This window comes from Acinetobacter sp. YH12043 (assembly GCF_013419915.1).
Lineage (GTDB): Bacteria > Pseudomonadota > Gammaproteobacteria > Pseudomonadales > Moraxellaceae > Acinetobacter.
The window spans coordinates 100,082-119,160 of record NZ_VOZD01000010.1 but is presented as its reverse complement, the minus strand read 5'-3'; the positions used below and the strand labels follow the sequence as shown (position 1 = coordinate 119,160).

Here is a 19,079-nt window from a genome sequence, read left to right as displayed (position 1 = left end):
TGTGCTGGCGACCATAGCAAGAGTGAACCACCTGATCCCTTCCCGAACTCAGAAGTGAAACCTCTTAGCGCTGATGGTAGTGTGGGGTCTCCCATGTGAGAGTAAGTCATCGCCAGCTCATTATTCCTAAAGCCCTCTGCTCATGCAGGGGGCTTTTTTTATGCGTGGGGTTTAAAAAATTAAGTCAAATTATATTAATTTACAAATAGATTAATTACTGTTTAATAAAAATAAGTGATTAATAATGCTTAAAAAATTATATAAGAATGACGTTAAAGTTCATGAAATCATTATAGTTTTGTGTGTTTTTTTATCAAACTATGTTATAAAAGTTAAAACGGCATGAAAATTGCTTATAAAACGAGATTTTTATTAGGGGGTCATATGAAACTATCAGTGGGATTACGAATTGCCAACTCGCTGTCATTAACTCCACAGTTACAACAAGCAATCCGCTTATTACAATTATCCAGTCTGGAATTAGAGCAAGAAATCCAGCTACAACTTGATAGTAATCCTTTGTTAGAAAAAGTTGAAGAGCAAATCAGTGTTGAAAGTCTTTCTACTGTTGATGCGAGTCAAAAGGATTTAACCAATGAACTTAATGCAGACCATCTTCCGGACGATCTACCTGTAGATACCGACTGGGATGATGTCTATACTCATCAACCGACAAGTCTGGGTGCGGCAGAGTTCGAAGAGCGTGAAGATAACCGTCAAAGCCAGCAAAGCTTACAAGAATATATGCTCGAGCAGATTAATCTGCTGCACTTTTCTCGCATTGATCAGCTGATTGCATACTGCATTATTGATTCTCTAGATGAAAAGGGTTTTCTGGATGCAGAAATTTCTGAAATTACTGCATCAGTACAGCATCTTTTATCTTCCATGGATTATGAGGAAGAAATCGAAGAGGATGAAGTACTCGTTGTTCTCAAGCATATTCAGCGTCTTGATCCGATTGGGGTGGGTTCCAGAAACCTAGCTGAGTGTTTATTGATTCAGTTGGATAGCCTGCCAGTTAATACCCCTTGTCGTAATGATGCGGTTAAATTGCTGCAACATTATGAGCTGCTGATCACCAATGAATTACCAAAACTCATTAAGCAAACTGGCTTAAATCAGGAACAATTACGCTGTGCAGTTGATTTGCTGAAAACTCTTAAACCATATCCTGGACTGGAGTTTGAAAGTAAGGAATCTGATTATCAGATCCCGGATGTTGTGGTAATGAAAAAGAATGACTGCTGGCAGGTGACGTTGAATCCTGATGTGATGCCAAAGTTAAGACTAAATTCTTTTTATACCAATATGATTCGTCGTGCTGATCAAAGCGAAGATAATCAATATCTTCGTAATCAGATGCTGGAAGCAAAAAACTTTATTAAAAGCATCGATGAACGTCATAAAACTTTATTGAAAGTAGCCACCTGTATTGTTGAACATCAGAAAAGTTTTTTAGAAATTGGCCCTGAAGGTATGAAGCCTCTGGTTTTACGTGATATTGCTGAAGAAGTGGAACTACATGAATCAACTGTATCTCGTGTAACGACTAACAAATATATGCTGACCCCACGTGGATTATTCGAACTGAAATACTTCTTCTCGAGTCATGTGGGAACGACTTCGGGTGGTGAGGCTTCATCTACTGCGATCCGTGCCAAAATTAAGAAAATGATTGCTGAAGAAAATGCACGTAAGCCTTTATCGGACAATGCAATTGCCAATCTTTTGAAAGAAGAGGGGATTGATGTGGCACGACGCACGGTCGCGAAATATCGTGAATCGTTACATATTCCTTCCTCTTCTGAGCGAAAAGTCTTGATCTAGTTTTTGAAATTTGATTATTCTAGAGATTCATTATGACATCGTAATGAATCTTTTTTTCTTTTGAGGAATGGTAAAAATGATCTGAATAAATGCTTTAAATCACGATTTTGCTTGAGCAAGTTATTGTATTCTTTTCATTTTTAACTGTGACTCTTCTGATCCTAACGAAGGTGAGGGATAGAACTATGCAAATAACAATTCGTGGACATCATTTATCAATTACGCCAGCGATTGAAGAAACTATAAAAACGAAATTTTCACAGATGACCAAACATCTGGATCAAGTGAACAGCATGCAGGTTAAGCTTTCCAAAGATCATCAGATTGATAAGCGCTCAAAAAGAGGCAGTAGTAACCATATCGCAGAAGCGATTGTCCGTTTACCGGGTATTGAGTTTTTTGCCCATGCCAATGCTGATGACATGTATACCTCAATTAAAATTTTGACGGAAAAATTAAAAAAACAGATTGACCGATATCGCGAAATGCAGCTGAATCATCAGAGTTTAGCCATTTAAGCGACCAAATGGGGAAAAAGAGGTTTTTAAAAGCCTCTTTTTTTATATATATAATGTATGTGACTAATGAATTATTTTTTACATTTATAGTAAAATGACTCGTTTTACACCCTTAGTCCTATAAGAGGTCTTGTGATGAATAATGAACAGCTCGCTGAAATTTTAAAAGCCGCTTTTCCTGAGGCGGATGTTGCTGTGAGTGGTCAGGGCGGAAAATTCGATCTCCGTATTGTGGATGATCAGTTTGAAGGTAAACGTCCGGTTGCACGTCAACAAGCTGTTTATGCTCCTCTCAATTCCCATATTGCCAGTGGTGCAGTGCATGCTGTGACCATTCGTGCATTGACCAAAGAAGAATGGCGTAAAGCAAGCTTATTTGGAGCTTAATCAATTAATGGATAAATTCTTAATTCAGGGCGGTATTAAGCTCGACGGTGAAGTGCGTATTTCTGGTGCAAAAAATGCAGCGCTTCCATTATTAGCAGCAATGATTCTTGCTGATACGCCAATCACACTTAAAAATGTTCCAAATCTAAAAGATGTAAATACCTTGGTAAAGCTGATCGCAGGTCTTGGGATCACGATTAGTTATGAAGGCGATACAGTTATTGCAGATACCTCTACTTTGGATAACCAGTTTGCACCTTATGAACTCGTAAAGACCATGCGTGCTTCTATTTTAGTGCTTGGCCCTCTCTTGGCGCGCTACGGTAGTGCAAAAGTATCTTTACCAGGTGGATGTGCGATTGGTTCCCGTCCAGTCGATCAGCATTTGAAAGCACTAGAAGCTTTAGGTGCCGAGATTGAGGTTGAGGCCGGCTATGTCCATGCTAAAGTCGATGGTCGTCTGAAAGGCGGTGAAGTTGTCTTTGATATGGTGACTGTGGGTGGTACTGAAAATATTCTGATGGCTGCAGTATTGGCGGATGGTGTGACCACGATTCGTAATGCGGCGCGCGAACCTGAAATTACTGATCTTGCTCAAATGCTGATTAAGATGGGTGCGAAAATTGAAGGTCTAGATACCGATACCCTAGTGGTTACCGGTGTAGAAAGCCTGCATGGCTGTGAATATGCAGTAGTGGCCGACCGTATTGAAACTGGTTCTTATCTGGCTGCTGCAGCTATTACAGGTGGTCGTGTTAAAACCACACATACAGATCCAGCTTTAATGGAAGCTGTACTGGATAAGTTTGAAGAAATGGGTGCAGAAGTCACTCGTGGTGATGACTGGATTGAACTGGATATGATGGGCAAACGTCCGAAAGCGGTGAGCTTCCGTACCTTGCCACATCCAGATTTCCCAACAGATATGCAAGCCCAATTGATGGCAGTCAATGCTATTGGTCGTGGATTTGCCACAATTTCTGAAACGATTTTTGAAAACCGTTTTATGCATGTTCCTGAATTGGCCCGTATGGGAGCCAATATTCAGGTCGAAGGTAATGATGCTGTCGTAACGGGTGTAGAAAAACTTTCTGCAGCACCTGTGATGGCAACAGATTTACGTGCTTCATTCTCTTTAGTTCTTGCAGCACTTGCAGCCGAAGGAGAAACATTGATTGACCGTATTTATCATATTGACCGCGGTTATGAAGATGTCGAAGCAAAGTTACAAGGTTTAGGTGCCCAAATTAAGCGAGTAAGTTAATGAGTGATATGAGAAACGATGATCCAAACTTTGACGTAATGGGCAATTTTGATCATGGTTTAACGTTAGCATTAAGCAAGGGCCGTATCTTAAAAGAAACTTTACCTCTGCTTGAAACAGCAGGGATTAACCTGCTGGAAGATCCGGATAAATCACGTAAGCTGATTTTTCCAACCACGCATAAACAGGTGCGTATCCTGATTTTACGTGCCTCTGATGTGCCGACTTATGTTGAGAATGGTGCGGCAGATATCGGTGTAGCAGGTAAAGATGTGTTGATGGAACATGGCGCGCAAAATGTCTATGAACCATTAGATCTTAAAATTGCCAACTGCAAATTGATGACAGCAGGTAAAGTCGGCATGGAGCGTCCGAAAGGCCGTTTAAAAATTGCGACTAAATACGTGAATCTGACCCGTCAATACTACGCGAGCCTCGGTGAACAGGTTGATGTGATCAAGCTTTATGGTTCAATGGAACTTGCACCATTGGTGGGTTTAGGTGATTACATTGTTGACGTGGTCGATACAGGCAATACACTGCGTGCCAATGGTCTTGAGCCACTTGAAGAAATCTGCAAAGTCTCTTCACGTCTGATTGTGAACAAAGCCAGCTTTAAACGTAAGCAAGCATTGCTGAATCCAATTCTTGCCCAGCTTGAACAAGCGGTTGAAGCACGCGAACAGGCGAAAAAAGCTTAAATTTACGCTGTATTAAAGACCGTCCACTTTGGGCGGTTTTTTATTTGTGCTCAAAAAGATAAGAAGCCTAATGCTTTCATCAATTTTATCTAAAGCTATTTCCAATAAAACTCATAGCACAAGTCTGTTCTAGCTACCGACAAAGTCTTTGAAAACAGGTAAACTAAAGCCTTCGAATTCAAACCTTATGGGTAAATTGATGCGACGTTTATCGACACAAGATCAAAACTTCAAGCAAGCATTTGCTGACTTGTTGGCTTTTGAAACCGTGAATGATCCTGAACTTTTAAAAACTGTAGACCAAATTATTGCTGACGTGCGTCAGCATGGTGATGCTCATGTTCTTAAATTGACTCGGCAGTTCGATCGACATCCAGCGCATCAATTTTCAGATTTGGAACTGACTCAAGAGCAACTTAAAGCAGCCTTTGAAGGCTTGACGACGGAAGTGCGTGAAGCTTTAGAATTGGCTGCAAACCGCATTCGTGAATTCCATCAGGCACAAAAACAGGATGGTTGGACGTATGTCGACGCTCTAGGTAATACCTTGGGTCAGAAAGTGACGCCATTGGATCGCGTAGGGATCTATGTACCAGGTGGCTTGGCTTCATATCCATCTTCGGTGTTAATGAATGCTGTTCCTGCACATGTGGCAGGTGTAGGTGAAATTGTTATGGTGGTGCCTGCTCCAAATGGTGAACTGAACCCATTAGTCTTGGCTGCTGCCTATCTGGCTGGCGTACACCGTGTATTTACCATTGGTGGCGCACAAGCGGTTGCTGCATTGGCCTATGGTACAGAAACCATTCCACGTGTCGATAAAATCACTGGTCCAGGTAACCGTTTTGTGGCTGCGGCAAAACGTGCAGTATTTGGTCAGGTTGGTATCGACATGATTGCTGGTCCTTCAGAAATTCTGATCTATGCAGAAGGGCAGAACAATGCCAAATGGTTAGCGATGGATTTGTTATCTCAAGCTGAGCATGACAATGTTGCTCAAGCTGTATTTATTACGCCTGATGAACAGCTTCTCAATGAAGTAGAACAAGCAATTGAAGAGCATTTGCTAGCTCTACCAAAAGCAGAAATTGCCCGCACTTCAATTGCCAATCGTGGTGCATTAGTGCTTGTGAAAGATCGTGCTGAAGGTATTGAGCTGATTAACCAAGTAGCACCTGAACATTTAATGCTGTGTTTGGATGAAGCTCAAGAAATGGCTGAAGAGATTCGCCATGCCGGTGCGATCTTCATGGGACGTTATACGCCTGAAGCGATTGGTGACTATTGTGCAGGTCCAAACCATGTATTACCGACATCGGGTACAGCACGTTTCTCATCACCACTGGGTGTGTATGATTTCCAGAAACGTTCAAGCCTGATTATGTGTTCTGAAGATGGTGTGAAAACCCTTGCGAAAACTGCAGATGTTCTGGCACAGCAGGAAAATCTGGATGCGCATGCCCGTTCAGCACGCTACCGTTATCAGTAATTAAATACTTATATTGAATAAAAGATATTTCTTTCCCTTCGGGAGAGGTTAGGTAAGGGGAATTATTTGACCTCTCCCTAACCCTCTCCTAAAAGGAGAGGGAATTTGAGAATAGAAAATGTCGAATATCACCATAGAGCAAATGCGTTTTTGGAGCCCTGAAGTCCGTGAGCTAGAGCCTTACGTTCCAGGCGAACAGCCCAAAATTCAAAACCTTTTAAAATTAAATACCAATGAAAATCCGTATCCACCATCACCGAAAGTCGTGGAAGCGGTGCAAAAAGTTTTAGCCAATGGCGCAGATGTTTTACGTCTTTATCCAGATCCAGATGCATCTGAATTGAAACATGCCATAGCTAGACAGCAAAATGTTACTGTTGAAAATGTCTTTGTAGGAAATGGTTCTGATGAAGTCTTGGCACATATTTTTAAAGCCTTCTTTATTCAGGAACAGCCACTGCTTTATCCAGATATTACCTATAGCTTCTATCCGGTTTATAGTCAGTTCTTTGGTGTCAAAACCAAAATCTTGCCACTCAATGAAAATTTTGAAATTGTAGTAGATGATTATAAACAGCCAAATGGCGGTATTATCATCACTAATCCAAATGCGCCAACCAGTATTGCACTTGGTTTGTCTGGCATTGAAGAAATCCTGCAAGCGAATCCAGATTCAGTAGTCGTCATTGATGAAGCCTATGTAGATTTTGGTGCTGAATCAGCAGTGAGTTTGATTGATAAATACGAGAATCTAGTAGTCTGTCAGACGACTTCAAAATCCCGCTCTTTAGCAGGCTTACGTGTCGGTTTTGCGATTGCCCAATCGCATTTAATTGCAGCACTTGAAGCGGTAAAAAACAGCTTTAACTCTTATCCAATGGATCGTTTTGCGATTGCGGCTGCGGTCGCTTCATTCGAAGATCAGGAATACTTTGAAGCACAAAATGCCAAAGTCATTGCCAGTCGTGAAAAACTGGTTAATCAGTTGAATGAGCTCGGTTTCAAAGTCTTGCCGTCAAGTGCGAACTTTATTTTTGCTTCACTACCATCAAAAGATGCAGGTGAGTTAGCGGCTGAATTACGGGAACGTGGCATTATCGTACGTTACTTTAATAAACCTCGTATCAATCAATTTTTACGTATTACCATTGGTACAGATGAGCAAAATCAGCGTTTAGTGGATACATTGAAAACCGATATTTTGGCGTAATCTCCAACCTCCTATTTAATAAAGAAGAACTCTATTCCTCCCTTTTTAAAGGGAGGTTAGGAGGGATTAAAAATGCGACTCGGTTGAGCCGCTTTTTTATTTATTCGGGTTTATACCAGGTATTGAGTAAATCCAGCATAGCCTCGACTTTATCAAAACACTCCTGATACTCTGCATCACGGTCAGAAGAAATCGTAATTCCACCACCGGCCCAAAGCGAAACCTCATCCTGATATTTCTGAATTGAGCGAATCAGAATATTCCAGCTTCCTGTTCCATCAAAATTAAAATAACCTAATGAACCACAATACGCTCCACGTGGAGCACCTTCTAACTCTTCAATAATTTGCATGGCACGAATCTTTGGTGCACCGGTAATTGATCCACCTGGAAGTGCAGACAGCAATACCTCAAAAGGATGCACACCTTCTTTTAAGGTCGCTTCGACTTCGCTAACCATATGATGTACCTGATTAAATGATTCAATATTGAATAGTTTAGGTGTCTTGACTGAACCTGTTTCTGCATAAATACTGAGGTCATTGCGTAACAAATCTACAATCATGACATTTTCAGCCTGATCCTTCCTTGAGTCTTTTAATCGTTGTTTGGATTGCTCATCAAGCACCGGATCGGCAAAACGTGGCATGGTACCTTTAATCGGTTTGGTGACAATTTTTCGATGTGCTTCAAAGTCAATAAACAGTTCAGGTGAACAGCTCAATAATTCAAAATTACCAATACGAAGATAGCCCGCATATGGAGCATTGGTTAATGTCCAGAAAGTATGTGCAGTTCCTAATAATGAACCTTCAGCAAGTGCTGTAAATTCTTGGGTTAAGTTAATCTGGTAACAATCACCGGCTAGAATATAATCCTGAATATCCTGAAATGCCTGTGCATAGCGAGATTTGTCCCAACGTGGGCTGCAAAGGGTTTTTAATTGAAATTGTGATGGTATAGAGGCTTGATTTAATAGATTTTGAAGATGATTGAAAATATCTTCTGCTTGCGGATCATGACTATAGAATACCCATTGACCAGCTTCAAACTTAATATAAGAATCAAACTGACCAATAAATAGGCTAGGTTGAGCTCGCACCGGGTATTGGGTGTGCTGTTGAGCAGCGTAATCATAGCCAATAAACCCAACATAACCTCCAGAAAATTCATTTGCTTTAATATCTGGAGTTTGCTCAAGCTCTAAGCTGAGTTCAGCTATATCAGCCTGATATTGCTCGATATCCACTCTCTTAAATGACTGAATTTGTCCATCCTGCACCATAAAATATTTCTGTGCACAGCAGGCAATAAAAGGCTGCCCATTATTATTTAAATATATCAGGTGATCTAAGGGGCTTAATGCATGCAATAGATCTTTAAGCTGAAGAGATGCAAAACTTAAAGGACAATGGTAAGGAGCTTCGTTCATTCAGTAGCGCATATTTCGATATGACCCGGTATTTTATATCAAGAATAGGAAAAAATATTTCTAAATCATCAAATACCGTTTGTCGGTAAGCTCAATATTGCGACCAACAACAGTTGATCAAAATATGACTCGACGTTAAGTTAAGTGGGCGAGCAAAATTACTCAAGGAAAGATGCTTTGCGTTGTCAGAAAATAAAAAACACAACGTCAGCACTGAGTGATTCACAACCAAAAAAAATAGTACTCTTGGGAGAGTAAACAATGAAAAAATTCACAAAATTGGCTTTAGCTGCTTCAGTTGCTTTTAGTGCAAACGCAATGGCGATGCAATCACTGGACGATGCATCTCTAAGCGCGACTACAGGTCAGGACGGTTTGAAAATCGGTATCGGTATTTCAAAAATTGAAATTGAAAAACTATTTATCCATGATAATGATGGTTACAGTGGTACTGGTGGTACAGGTGAGGCGGGTGCAATTGTTATTGAAGCAAACGGTACAGGCGCTACTACAGCACATGGTATTGTAGTTGGCGCAAACTATGATAACAATGGTGCGTATTTACTAGAGTCACGTAACCTTGCAGATTTAACCATTGACTCAGATGCTGGTGCTGGTAACCCGTTCATCAACATTGCAGCTGAAGTTTCAGGCTTAGATATCAATATCGGTAAAATCGGGGTAGTAGCATCAGGTGATGAACCAGCAGATACAGCAACTAGCATTCGTCGTGGCGGTCAAGGTGCAACTAATTATATCTTATCTGGCCTATCAGTTAAAACAGGACCTATGTCTGCAAACATTCAATTAGGTGCAGCTCCACAAGGTGCAATGATCAAATTAGAAGCAGATATGATTGGTGGCTTAGAAATTTTAGATCTTGGTATTTTGGATAACTCGACAGCGACTGCAACTCGTGAAGCAGGTGAAATCTTCATTGAAAGCATTAAGTTAACAGATGCTGACTCTAGAGATCTTGCATTGAATCAGTCAATCAGTGTCTTTGGTGCAGAAGGTACGAATGATGGATATATTCGTATTGTGAGCTCAAGTGGTGCACATGATAACTATGTGAAAGGTATTCACTTAGGTAGCCGTACTGCAGCTTCAATTGGTGACATGGAAATTCAAGGTCTGCAAACTTACTTTAGTCCAGCACAAGGTACTTATGTTCCAGGCGCTATTATTACGATCTCTGGTCACTAATTTTTACCTTAAAAAAGCGCGTGTTTACACGCGCTTTTTTTTATGACTACAACATCTATCTAAAAAAATAAAAAAAGACTGTATTTTTTTGAAAAAGAAGGTATCTTTCTAGTTACAGGGAAGTAGAGTGAAGACTCTATAAAAAGAAAAATTAGGCACATCATGCCAATGATAAGAAAAGTAAAAGAATATGTTAGAGATTGCATTGGGCTCGGCATTGATGTATTACGCTGCCAAAGAAGCTCTGGATATTAAAAAACAGCCACCAGGCGCTGTTCACTATACTGAAGTTCTTGATTCAAGAAATGATTCTTTCGTACGTATGCACCGCGAACATGTGGAAGTCAAACCTGCACTGTTAGACCAGTTTCAGGGAATTGTGCGTCAGGCTTATGATTATAGTTGTGGTTCGGCAGCACTTACGACTTTATTAAATGGCTATGTAGGTACCCGGCTGGATGAGCAGCAAGTCATGAATGGCCTAATGAAATTTGGTGAAACGGATAAAATCATCGAACGTCGTAGCTTTTCCCTTCTTGATATGAAACGTTTTGTTGCTGCCTTAGGTCTGGAAAGTGGTGGCTATCGTGGAGAATTTGAAGATCTGGTTAAACAGGGGCAGCCCGCCATTGTTCCTATTTCCTATGCAGGATTTAAACATTTTGTCGTGTACAAAGCTTATAAAAATGGACGGGTGTATGTTGCAGATCCTGCGCTAGGTAATATCAGTTTTGATGAACAGCGATTTAAGGAAATTTGGGAAAACAATACTTTATATTTAATTAATGTCCCTGAACAATATCGAAAAAACTTTTTGGCATTAAAAGAGTCGGATATGCGTCATGTCGAAGATGCAACCATTAACCGTTATGCTTTAGTTGATATGCAGTATCCACAGTTCTATATGGATAAAATTGCCGATAAAGCATCGACTATCCGTATGGATCGTAACCGTAATGTAGATTCAGAAAAATTTGGGGAATATCAATATAATTTTCTCAGACTTTATTACAAGAATAAATAAAACGAAAAGATGGCTATAGAAAAATTAAAAATGGTGAAATGGATATGAACAGTAAATGGATGAACAAGACATTCTTGGCGCTCAGCATTCAGATGGTCATGGGAGTGGCATGGGCTGCGGATGAGCCTGAACTGGGTGAGTATGAAACGGTTGAGGAAGAAGTAGTCGAGACTGCCGCATCCGTTGATATTCAGCCTGAACCAGCAGCAACTCAGGCTGTAGAAGAACCTGAACTTGGGGGGTATGAAACAGTTCAGGAGGAAGCTGTAGCAGAGCCTGAACTGGGAGGATATGAAACAGTTCAGGAAGAAGCTGTTGTTGAAACAGCTGCACCTGTTGAAGCTCCAGCCACTCAAGCAGTAGATGCATCTCAAGCCTTACAGAAAAAAGAAGGAGATGCTACTCAGGAAGCGAGTCTAGAAGAAGTATTTACTTCAAATGAGCGTCAATACTCACTTATTAAACAAGGTGAGATTTCATCCTATTATGATATCGATTATACCTATTATCGAGATACACAACTCGATATGGAAATGGCACAGGGCCAGTTGTATCAACTCCGTGTTCAGGAAAATGCAACACATAGCTTGACCAATACTTTCACTTTTCAGTATGGGGTGAAAGATAACCTGACCTTAACAGCTTCTTTACCTTTAGTCGCTAAAACAGATCTATTAAAAGATACCTCTACAGCAGGATTAGGGGATATTAGTTTAGGTGCACGTTGGGAGCCATTCCCTTTAAAAGCAGGTCGTTTACCACTTATTTTATTTGCTAATTTATCGACTAAAACAGGTGATAGCCCATATGAAATTAATGCAGCAAAAGATCTGGCTGCAGGCAAGGGATATTACTCAGCCGGTGTGGGGGCGAGTACACGTAAATATATTGACCCAGTGGTACTATTTGCCTCTGTTTCTGCAAATTATGGGTTTAAGGAATCTGGCTTAGATCAGCGTCGTGGTACACGAATTATTGAAGAATTTGAACCAGGAATTAGTGGTGGTTTCGCTTTCGGTTTCGCTTATTCATTTAACTATGATGTTTCCATGACCATGTCATATCAGCAAAGCTTTAATACTGGTGCCGAATTTAAGTATCACACGGGTGAAAGCTATTCAGCCGCTGATCAGACTAGCTCGACTTTTGCGATTTCTTTAGGAGTGCGTGTATCCCCAGAAACCATTGTAAATGGTACGGTCGGATTAGGGCTGACCGAAGATGCACCAGATGTTTCACTGGGACTCTCATTCCCACTTGATATTTTAGGTTTCGGTAAGAAATTCAGTTAATAGGGGTGTCGTATGAAAAACATTCGACTTAGCCCGTTATTAACAGGAATTATTCTTGCGGGCTGTTCAAGTTATACCTTTGCACAATTAGGGACCAACCTTTCTGTTGACCTGCGTGCATTGTCTATGGGGAACGCAGTTACTGCAGATCCGCCAGGAGTGAATGCAATTCACTTTAACCCGGCTGCATTGGCTAAAATTGAAGGCTTACAAACAGAACAGCAAATTATTGTTGCGAACTTTGATATTCAGCGTGAATTTACTGTTCCTGCTGGATATAACGTTTTTGGTTATTCAGATGATCCAATGGTCTGTAATGATGGGCCTGAAGTGTCTTCTGATTTATGTACAGATTTTAAAGGCCCAGTAAAGGGTGATGTAGAGTATGTCAGTCTCTACGTACCTATTCTGAAAAAAATGGTGGATTTAGGTGAAGGCCTCCCGATGGCAGCACCTACCATGGGGGTCTCTTATAAACCACCAGGTTCTAAAGCAACTTATGCAACTGCCGTTTATGCACCACTAGTGGCAGGTTTTGGTCATGAGGATGGTAATCCGGCCAATTTTATGGGACAACAGGTTGCTTTAGAGCGGATTACATATTTATCTCCATCAATTGGTTATGAAGTCAACGACCAGCTTTCGATTGGTGCTTCAATCGGGATGTCTTATCAAGCCATTGCCATGAAAACAGATTTACGTTTTCCCAATGAGCTGATTGGCATGTTACGTATGATTGATGAAGTCGTATGTACACCATTTAAAGAAAATTCTGACATCATCACTGACATCTTGTTACTCGGGATCTGTAATGCTGATGAAGGAATGAACCCATTTGGTAAATTTGGCCAAATGCAACTTTCATTAGAACAAAATTTAAGTCCAAGCTATAACCTGGGTGTTCTATGGGAGCCTACTGAAGATTTCAGTTTTGGTATGGTTTACCAGAGTGCGGCCAAAATGCGCTTAAAAGGTAAATATCATATCGATAATGCCAAAGCGCCACAGGAAATGATTAAAGGTCTGATGACCTCTCCAACTGGCCAGATTTTGGCTGCAATTCTTGGTTTTCCAAATTATATCCCTTCGAGTGAATCAGGTCTGGTTTCCATGGATTTCGAATATCCAGCTCACTTCCAGGCGGGGATCAAATATAAGGTAATGCCAGATCTACAAGTCAATTTTGATATTGGCTGGACAGATTATGCTGCTTGGGACCAATTCAAGTTTGAGTTCGACCGTACCCTGTCTGCCTTGAAGATTGCCAAACTGTTATCTGCCAATGTAACGGATTCTTCACTTGCATTACCGCTTAGGTTTGAGTCGCCATGGAACTTCGGGATCGGAGTAGAGTATTCAGCAACTGACCGACTGAAACTTCGTGCTGGCTATGAACCACGTACCAGTGCCATTCCAAAAGATAAACGCAATACTATGGTACCGATTAATGGTGCACAGCTATTTGGTTTAGGAGTGGGCTACCGTTTTGACGCAGATACGGATCTGGATCTATCTATTGGTTTCTTACGCAGTAAAGATAATATTCCAGCAAATACCAGTAGCCTAGCGAACCAGACCGGGGTAAATAACCTGTTACTGAATCCATATGCAGGCTTGAATGTCAAAACAGATACCAAGATCACAATTTTAGGTTTGAACTATCGCACCCGTTGGTAAGGAAGAAATGATCAGAACAGGGAACTTAGGGATAAAAATGGTACTGGCATTAAGTCTGGTACCATGGTCTTTTTATACAAATGCCAGAGAGTTTATTACGATCATTGGGCCCGATGGGCGACCATTAGTTGTGCCACGTCAAAATAATGAGCAGAAAGAAACAACAAAAAACCAAGCGGCCACTACTCCGAAAAAATTGACTACGCCCGTTACATCTACTGCACAGGATCTGAAAAAATCCGAGCCAAAGGCGGTGGAAAAAAGTGTGACAACAGGTGAGCAAAAAAATAATATGGTTGTACAACCAGTACAACCAGTACAACCAGTACAACCAGTACAACCAGTACAACCAGTACAACCAGTACAACCAGTACAACCAGTACAACCAGTACAACCAACTAAACACGTTGAGTCTAGATTACCGCAGCACTTACCACCAGTGACACAGCTTCAACCCCCTGAACCTGTCATTCAGGCAGTACCTGATCCTGTTCAAAAACAGGGTTTCAGTCAGGTTGAAGGGGTGGAATATGTGGATAGTGAATATCTGGAAAATAAAGAATTTAATCTGGAAGGTAAAAAACGTTTCTATAGTATGCCTGAAGGGATAGTTGATAAAAATATTGGGTCAACACGTGTACAGACGATTGAGCGTGAAAAAGGAGTTGGACAGTCGATTATAAAATCCTTGTTTCAACAACCTGTCGTAGATTCTGGTCCTATTGTACTGGCTCAAACCTACTATCGTATTTCTCAGCCTGAATCTGTAGAAAGCTTAGGTAAGCAGTGTTTTAAAGATAAAAAAGTTAAGAATGCGAAAGAGATTAGTGCAGGTAAATCCATTAATCTGTGGCCACGGGCACCGCTGAAATCAGATGAGTTTGATTATGAAATTGTGAAGCTAAAATCTGATATTAAAAATATTCAGATTCAGTCTTATGCTTCCCGTCAGAATAATCCTGCCTATTACTGGCCATTTGTTGTATTTCTGGATAAACGAGGCTGTGTTTTAGAAGGAGCAGGCGGTTTCAAAAATCAGGAAGCACAAGCCAATATTATTCAACATGAGAAGATACAGGGAATTATTCAGATTCCTGCGCAAAGCCAATATGTATTAATGACCCCACTCGCTTCAGCCATAGATGTTGAAGACAAGATGCTGACAAATTATGGACAACTAAAACTAGTCGCCATTCGATAAGGACGATTCGAGTAGAATAAGATGAAAAATAAAATATTATATCCATTTGCTTTCACTGCTTTATTTGCCGCCCTCAGCGGATGCGGAGGTGAAAGTGCGAATGTTATACCAGAACCAAATGATGAAGCCACCACAAATGGTTCCTGCTCTGCTACTGCAACGAATTGTCTGGAATGGGGGCTTGAATATCCAATTGATGGTCTTAATTTTAATTGTAGTGGTGATAAAGAAAATACCTTTATTACTTTATTTGACCAAAATGATGGTGTTGCCTCAGGCACTTGTCAAAAAGCAGATAGTATTGAATTTTATCTAAAAAGTTTTAGTGATACCAAAATCAAATTGGGTACTGTGAAGCTTTCTGAATATATGAACCTCAGTACATCGAGCCAATTACCCCGACTCAGTGTACTTGATATTGCCAAGGGAATTACCGGCCGTAATATTGCCAGAATCGAACAGACAGATCCAACCGTACAGGTGGCGATGAAACTGGTCAAAATCTGGCAGACCTTGGCACTGGAAAAAGGCCGTATCTATAATCCGACGGATGTACAGCCCTTGTATATCACAGAAGATATGCGAAAGAATCTGGGCAAAATTAATAAAGATATCAGCCTGACAGATGCAAATTTGGCAGAAACCCTTAAACCTTTTATTGATATTAGCCAGATTAGTGATGATCAGGCCTTTGAAGTCGTAAAAAAACTGGCCAATATTGCCAGCGCAGCAGTATATCAACCGGAATTTTCTCTGTTCTCAACTTCAGGCATTATTAGCAGTAACTTGACTGGTTCTGATGGTCTGGCAGGTTGTAATAAATCTGTATGTGACATTAAAGATAAAACGACTAAATATTTATTTGGACATTTTATCCTGATTACAGACCGCCAAGGTTATACCTTTGGCAGTGGACTACAATGGCGTGACACTCAGCTAAAACTGGGCTCCAATAATCTGGGATCTCTGGGTGGCATTAATGCGGAATTGATCCGTAAAGTCAAACCACAGCAAATTACGGCAGTACCGCAAACCAGTTGGATTAGCCCTGCAACGAGAATGCTTTCATCAAATGCACCATATAAAATGAATGTGGCTAACAACAGCAATCCATTAGAAATTTACCAAGGTCGTTTGCTGAGCGATTATGTGATTGCCGGTAAAGAAGCATTTTATAAGATGGCCACAGGTAAGACTGAACTCAGCGATGCTGATCGTGCCAGTCTTGGCTTATGGCGTTTTAATGCCGATGATGACAACTATAGTGGCTCAATTGATCTTTATAAAATTTTCCCGATCAGCTATCTGGATCGTCAAGTCTTTAGAACAGCTGAAAATGTAGAGCCAGGTGAAGAATATATTTTCCCAATGTATGGCAACATGGAGTTTAAATTTAGCGAAAACTCAATTAGCCCTGTTACAGTGGGTGTTGTGATTGATAGTAATGGTGATGTGCGTACCAATATGCAGTCCGCGAGCAATCTTGCAACTGATAGCATTAATGGTTGCCAGGGAGATATCTTACCGGCTGGACTTAAAGACAATAACGGCGTTCAACAATATCGTCTCGGTACCTTAGGCCGTGCATTTATAGATGAAAAAACAGTATCTATGCGACTGGTCTTCGCTGATCCTGTATTTGGTTCATTAAATGGTGCCTTGGTAGGTATGAACTCCACTATTCAGGCTTCAACCAATACAGATGATAAGATTGTGATTGGTGGGGCATTACTCAACTTATCTAATGTACTGAATGGAACCAGTCGTGTGGGCTTTACCAACTCAGCTGGAGAAAGTGTAGGCTGGGCAAATACTTATGCCAGCTTCCAGAAAGTCTATAACAACAATAATACTGATGAAACGACAGAAGAGACCAATCTGGCCAAGCTAAGTGGCGGAAGTGTTTCATTTAAATTAGCGGATTGTTATAGCATCAAAACCAAATAATGAAAAAAGCCCATCAAATGATGGGCTTTTTTATAAAAAGACATTTTAACCTGTGTGATCCAAACGAGTTCCCAAGGTCTCAAGATGCATCGGGAAGTTATTGGTTTTACGGTCTTCAAAATAATGACGGAGTGTATGTTCTACACTCGGGAAAGCCAGTTCACTCCAGGGAATTTCATCTTCATCAAATAAACGTGCTTCAATGGTTTCTTCACCTGCACCAAATTTTCCATCAATCAGTTGAGATTTAAACAGGACATAAATCTGGCCAATCCGCGGAATATTGTACATGCAGTACAGCTGTTCAATATCTACTTCAGCTTCGGCTTCTTCACGGGTTTCACGTGCTGCGCCCTGTTCCATGGTTTCAAACAGTTCCATATAACCGGCAGGGAGGGTCCACAGTCCATAACGTGGTTCAATCGCACGGCGGCAGAGCAGAACTTTATCTTCCCAGAGCACCAATGCACCGCAAATCACTTTTGGATTAATGTAATGAATATATCCGCATGTAGTACAAACCTTGCGAACCTTCTGATCGCCTAAAGGAATTTTCTCTGTTGTTTTATGTCCACAGTTCACACAGAAGTTCATATTCATCATCAATGATAACAGTAAGGTCAGGATAACTGAAAAATCAAAATTTGGCATCATTTCTATCCCGCCAAATCAAAAATCAGCTATGATGAAATTATAGTCGCATAGGGAGCTGAATGAATGGATGAGCTGGGATTAATACAACGCTTGCAGAAACATTTACGATTTTCCAAACGGATTCAAACTGCACAGGCTGCTGTATTAATTGCGATCACAGATGAAGCTGATCCCAAAGTTTTGCTGACACGTCGTTCAGCTTATATGAATAATCATGCAGGGGAAGTCTCTTTTCCAGGGGGTAAACGCGACCCGCAAGATACCAGTAATATTGTAGTGGCTTTGAGAGAGGCGTATGAGGAAACGGCGCTTAACCCATTTGATGTGCATCTGATCGGGGATCTCCCGATGCAAAAGGCACGTAACGGGATGCTGGTTAAGCCTGTGGTCGGTTTAATTCCGCCTACCATTCAACTTATTCCTCAGCCGACGGAAATTGACCGGATTTTCTTTGCTTCCTTGCAGCATTTGCTGGAAGCCCAGCCGATGCCTTATGAAGTGCGGTTTGCCCAGCAGTCTTTATATTTTCCAAGTATGCGGGTGGAAAATGAGATTGTCTGGGGACTGACCGCACGTATGCTAATTTCATTATTTCAGTACGGGCTTGACTATAAAAAAGACTGGCCATTTTTACTTAATTCACCTGCGTTTAAACGCTCAAAATTTTTTAACCGTTGAACAGGATTTCAGCCATGTTATATCAATTTCAGGGACATTCACCAAAAGTAACGCATCAGCCATGGGATGGTTGGGTGGCACCTACAGCGACGGTCATTGGACAGGTTGAATTAGGTAAGCAGGTGAGTGTCTGGTTTGGCGCCGTTATTCGTGCCGATAACAGTAAAATCCGTTTAGGTGACTTCACCAATGTTCAGGAAAATGCGGTGCTACATACCGATGCTGGAATTGAAATGAACATCGGGAATTATGTGACCATTGGTCATCAAGCCATGCTGCATGGCTGTACCATTGGCGATAATAGCCTGATTGGAATTCAGGCAGTGATCTTGAATCATGCCGTGATTGGCAAGAATTGTATTATTGGTGCCAATGCCCTGATTCCAGAAGGGAAGGTGATTCCTGATAATTCGGTGGTAATGGGCTCACCAGGCAAAGTCGTGAAAACTTTAGATGAAGCCAGTATTCAGAAACTGAAAATGAGTGCCATGCACTATGCTGAGCATTTCCAGAAATTTCAGGACCTGGAAGAAGTACAGCTTTAGGCTGTTATCTGAATAATGTCCTCA

At 41.0% G+C, this 19,079-nt stretch carries 17 protein-coding genes and 1 rRNA gene; 16 read left to right on the top strand and 2 right to left on the bottom strand.

The annotated features are described in order from the left end of the window. Positions 1-3: 3 nt before the first annotated feature. From rrf to hisC, 8 genes are all read left to right on the top strand, one after another. A 5S ribosomal RNA gene (gene rrf, locus FTU01_RS06955) occupies positions 4-118 on the top strand. Between the two features lie 266 nt (positions 119-384). After that, the gene (locus tag FTU01_RS06950) at positions 385-1,830 is read left to right on the top strand and encodes an RNA polymerase factor sigma-54 (RefSeq protein WP_125279334.1); all 1,446 of its coding nucleotides are present in this window, start codon (positions 385-387) and stop codon (positions 1,828-1,830) included. A gap of 185 nt (positions 1,831-2,015) precedes the next feature. Further along, positions 2,016-2,348, top strand: coding sequence for a ribosome hibernation-promoting factor, HPF/YfiA family (gene hpf, locus FTU01_RS06945; protein WP_004783414.1), 333 nt, complete (start codon positions 2,016-2,018; stop codon positions 2,346-2,348). 135 nt (positions 2,349-2,483) lie between these two features. Further along, complete coding sequence (gene ibaG, locus FTU01_RS06940; RefSeq protein WP_004783413.1) at positions 2,484-2,735, top strand: BolA family iron metabolism protein IbaG; 252 nt, start codon at positions 2,484-2,486, stop codon at positions 2,733-2,735. A gap of 7 nt (positions 2,736-2,742) precedes the next feature. Beyond that, positions 2,743-3,999, top strand: a complete 1,257-nt coding sequence (murA, locus tag FTU01_RS06935) for a UDP-N-acetylglucosamine 1-carboxyvinyltransferase (RefSeq protein ID WP_159124271.1) — start codon at positions 2,743-2,745, stop codon at positions 3,997-3,999. Beyond that, positions 3,999-4,700 (top strand): ATP phosphoribosyltransferase, encoded by a 702-nt coding sequence (gene hisG, locus FTU01_RS06930; RefSeq protein ID WP_005234128.1) that lies wholly within the window; start codon positions 3,999-4,001, stop codon positions 4,698-4,700. The genes murA and hisG overlap by 1 nt, the downstream gene beginning before the upstream one ends. A 187-nt stretch (positions 4,701-4,887) precedes the next feature. Beyond that, positions 4,888-6,189, top strand: coding sequence for a histidinol dehydrogenase (gene hisD, locus FTU01_RS06925; protein WP_180138589.1), 1,302 nt, complete (start codon positions 4,888-4,890; stop codon positions 6,187-6,189). A gap of 118 nt (positions 6,190-6,307) precedes the next feature. Beyond that, complete coding sequence (gene hisC, locus FTU01_RS06920; RefSeq protein ID WP_180138588.1) at positions 6,308-7,399, top strand: histidinol-phosphate transaminase; 1,092 nt, start codon at positions 6,308-6,310, stop codon at positions 7,397-7,399. A 100-nt stretch (positions 7,400-7,499) separates the two neighbouring features. On the opposite strand, the gene FTU01_RS06915 is transcribed toward hisC, so the two are convergent. Beyond that, a complete protein-coding gene (locus FTU01_RS06915; protein WP_180138587.1) occupies positions 7,500-8,831 on the bottom strand; it encodes an anthranilate synthase component I family protein in 1,332 nt (443 codons plus the stop codon). Positions 8,832-9,092: 261 nt separating this feature from the next. On the opposite strand from FTU01_RS06915, the gene FTU01_RS06910 reads away from it, so the two are divergent. The 6 genes from FTU01_RS06910 (at position 9,093) to FTU01_RS06885 (ending at position 17,178) form a co-directional block, all read left to right on the top strand. Beyond that, on the top strand, positions 9,093-10,037 hold the full coding sequence (locus tag FTU01_RS06910) for a DUF6160 family protein (protein WP_180138585.1): 945 nt from the start codon (positions 9,093-9,095) through the stop codon (positions 10,035-10,037). A gap of 190 nt (positions 10,038-10,227) precedes the next feature. Continuing rightward, complete coding sequence (locus FTU01_RS06905) at positions 10,228-11,061, top strand: C39 family peptidase (RefSeq protein WP_180003094.1); 834 nt, start codon at positions 10,228-10,230, stop codon at positions 11,059-11,061. 38 nt (positions 11,062-11,099) lie between these two features. Next, positions 11,100-12,353 carry a hypothetical protein gene (locus FTU01_RS06900; RefSeq protein WP_171505611.1) on the top strand — a complete coding sequence of 418 codons (1,254 nt, stop codon included), beginning with the start codon at positions 11,100-11,102 and terminating at the stop codon, positions 12,351-12,353. 12 nt (positions 12,354-12,365) lie between these two features. Beyond that, the gene (locus FTU01_RS06895) at positions 12,366-14,030 is read left to right on the top strand and encodes an OmpP1/FadL family transporter (RefSeq protein WP_005234148.1); all 1,665 of its coding nucleotides are present in this window, start codon (positions 12,366-12,368) and stop codon (positions 14,028-14,030) included. Between the two features lie 7 nt (positions 14,031-14,037). Further along, the gene (gene filE / locus FTU01_RS06890; protein WP_180138583.1) at positions 14,038-15,231 is read left to right on the top strand and encodes a putative pilus assembly protein FilE; all 1,194 of its coding nucleotides are present in this window, start codon (positions 14,038-14,040) and stop codon (positions 15,229-15,231) included. Positions 15,232-15,252: 21 nt separating this feature from the next. Next, positions 15,253-17,178: a hypothetical protein gene (locus tag FTU01_RS06885; protein ID WP_180032242.1), complete on the top strand. Its 1,926-nt coding sequence runs from the start codon at positions 15,253-15,255 to the stop codon at positions 17,176-17,178. Positions 17,179-17,223: 45 nt separating this feature from the next. Here the strand turns inward: FTU01_RS06885 and FTU01_RS06880 are convergent, their stop codons facing one another. Next, positions 17,224-17,772 (bottom strand): NUDIX hydrolase, encoded by a 549-nt coding sequence (locus FTU01_RS06880; RefSeq protein WP_166136775.1) that lies wholly within the window; start codon positions 17,770-17,772, stop codon positions 17,224-17,226. A 123-nt stretch (positions 17,773-17,895) separates the two neighbouring features. On the opposite strand from FTU01_RS06880, the gene FTU01_RS06875 reads away from it, so the two are divergent. Further along, on the top strand, positions 17,896-18,510 hold the full coding sequence (locus FTU01_RS06875; protein WP_004783401.1) for a CoA pyrophosphatase: 615 nt from the start codon (positions 17,896-17,898) through the stop codon (positions 18,508-18,510). Positions 18,511-18,524: 14 nt separating this feature from the next. Beyond that, complete coding sequence (locus FTU01_RS06870) at positions 18,525-19,055, top strand: gamma carbonic anhydrase family protein (protein ID WP_180003086.1); 531 nt, start codon at positions 18,525-18,527, stop codon at positions 19,053-19,055. Positions 19,056-19,079 lie beyond the last annotated feature (24 nt).

Bases quoted from the DNA above. Each gene is read 5' to 3' on its own strand.
- FTU01_RS06910 (WP_180138585.1), top strand. From the start codon at position 9,093: ATGAAAAAATTCACAAAATTGGCTTTAGCTGCTTCAGTTGCTTTTAGT.
- FTU01_RS06950 (WP_125279334.1), top strand. From the start codon at position 385: ATGAAACTATCAGTGGGATTACGAATTGCCAACTCGCTGTCATTAACT.
- FTU01_RS06870 (WP_180003086.1), top strand. From the start codon at position 18,525: ATGTTATATCAATTTCAGGGACATTCACCAAAAGTAACGCATCAGCCA.
- FTU01_RS06905 (WP_180003094.1), top strand. From the start codon at position 10,228: ATGTTAGAGATTGCATTGGGCTCGGCATTGATGTATTACGCTGCCAAA.
- FTU01_RS06895 (WP_005234148.1), top strand. From the start codon at position 12,366: ATGAAAAACATTCGACTTAGCCCGTTATTAACAGGAATTATTCTTGCG.
- FTU01_RS06880 (WP_166136775.1), bottom strand. From the start codon at position 17,772: ATGAACTTCTGTGTGAACTGTGGACATAAAACAACAGAGAAAATTCCT.
- hisC (WP_180138588.1), top strand. From the start codon at position 6,308: ATGTCGAATATCACCATAGAGCAAATGCGTTTTTGGAGCCCTGAAGTC.
- FTU01_RS06885 (WP_180032242.1), top strand. From the start codon at position 15,253: ATGAAAAATAAAATATTATATCCATTTGCTTTCACTGCTTTATTTGCC.
- filE (WP_180138583.1), top strand. From the start codon at position 14,038: ATGATCAGAACAGGGAACTTAGGGATAAAAATGGTACTGGCATTAAGT.
- hpf (WP_004783414.1), top strand. From the start codon at position 2,016: ATGCAAATAACAATTCGTGGACATCATTTATCAATTACGCCAGCGATT.
- FTU01_RS06915 (WP_180138587.1), bottom strand. From the start codon at position 8,831: ATGAACGAAGCTCCTTACCATTGTCCTTTAAGTTTTGCATCTCTTCAG.
- hisD (WP_180138589.1), top strand. From the start codon at position 4,888: ATGGGTAAATTGATGCGACGTTTATCGACACAAGATCAAAACTTCAAG.
- hisG (WP_005234128.1), top strand. From the start codon at position 3,999: ATGAGTGATATGAGAAACGATGATCCAAACTTTGACGTAATGGGCAAT.
- FTU01_RS06900 (WP_171505611.1), top strand. From the start codon at position 11,100: ATGGATATGAACAGTAAATGGATGAACAAGACATTCTTGGCGCTCAGC.
- FTU01_RS06875 (WP_004783401.1), top strand. From the start codon at position 17,896: ATGGATGAGCTGGGATTAATACAACGCTTGCAGAAACATTTACGATTT.
- ibaG (WP_004783413.1), top strand. From the start codon at position 2,484: ATGAATAATGAACAGCTCGCTGAAATTTTAAAAGCCGCTTTTCCTGAG.
- murA (WP_159124271.1), top strand. From the start codon at position 2,743: ATGGATAAATTCTTAATTCAGGGCGGTATTAAGCTCGACGGTGAAGTG.